The 704-nt window shown below is 42.3% G+C and carries 1 protein-coding gene; it reads left to right on the forward strand.

Going from position 1 to position 704, the window contains the following annotated elements; genetic code table 11:
- Positions 1-172 precede the first annotated feature (172 nt).
- Positions 173-550, forward strand: coding sequence for a hypothetical protein (locus tag EXT46_RS18685; RefSeq protein ID WP_045979741.1), 378 nt, complete (start codon positions 173-175; stop codon positions 548-550).
- Positions 551-704: the final 154 nt, after the last annotated feature.

Here is a 704-nt window from a genome sequence, read left to right on the forward strand (position 1 = left end):
GCAGCTTAAGCCTGGGTCTCACATTACCCTAAACTGGTTTAAAATAATAAAAATATGGAGTTATTATCCATACAAGGTGCTTAAACGGATAAAAAACAGCTGGCTTTTGCTCGTTCCTCGCTAATTTTAGCCAGCTATTTTTCTGCCGCTTAGCAATGCGTTAACTGTCTCTATGAAGAAAGCACTAAAGATAATTGGCGTCATTACCACGGTACTTGTTCTAATCGGGGTTGGAGCGTACTTATACATTTTCAGGCAGCAGGAAATTGCCATTCGTCTTATCCCCAACGAGTTTGAATATTGCGGTAAAAAAGTATGGGGTAACGACAAGAATTACCAAGAAATAGTCACATGGCTTAAACAGAATAAAGAAGGCTGGGTTTTATCCTACGTAACTTATGTGCCAAAACAGGTATATCGGCACCCAGCATTTACAGTAAACGTAATGGAAGGTGGCGTAGCGGTCTCCTACAAAACTGACTACGGTTATCCTCAGTATGCCAAAACAATTAACCATGGTATCAATTTAGAATGTACCAGCAACAGTTAACAAGGCCAGGCACAATCGCCCCTTCGGGGCTGGACCTCCGCACTGCGTGCTCCGGCCTGTGCTGGCGGCGTTATATGTAGGACTTACCCAAAAAAAGTAGACACCTTCTATAGTTAGAAAAGAGGTGTCTCATGACTAAAAAGAAAAGAACCCA

It is taken from the genome of Pseudoalteromonas sp. CO325X (assembly GCF_004208955.1).
In the GTDB taxonomy this organism is placed as follows: Bacteria; Pseudomonadota; Gammaproteobacteria; order Enterobacterales; family Alteromonadaceae; genus Pseudoalteromonas; species Pseudoalteromonas ruthenica.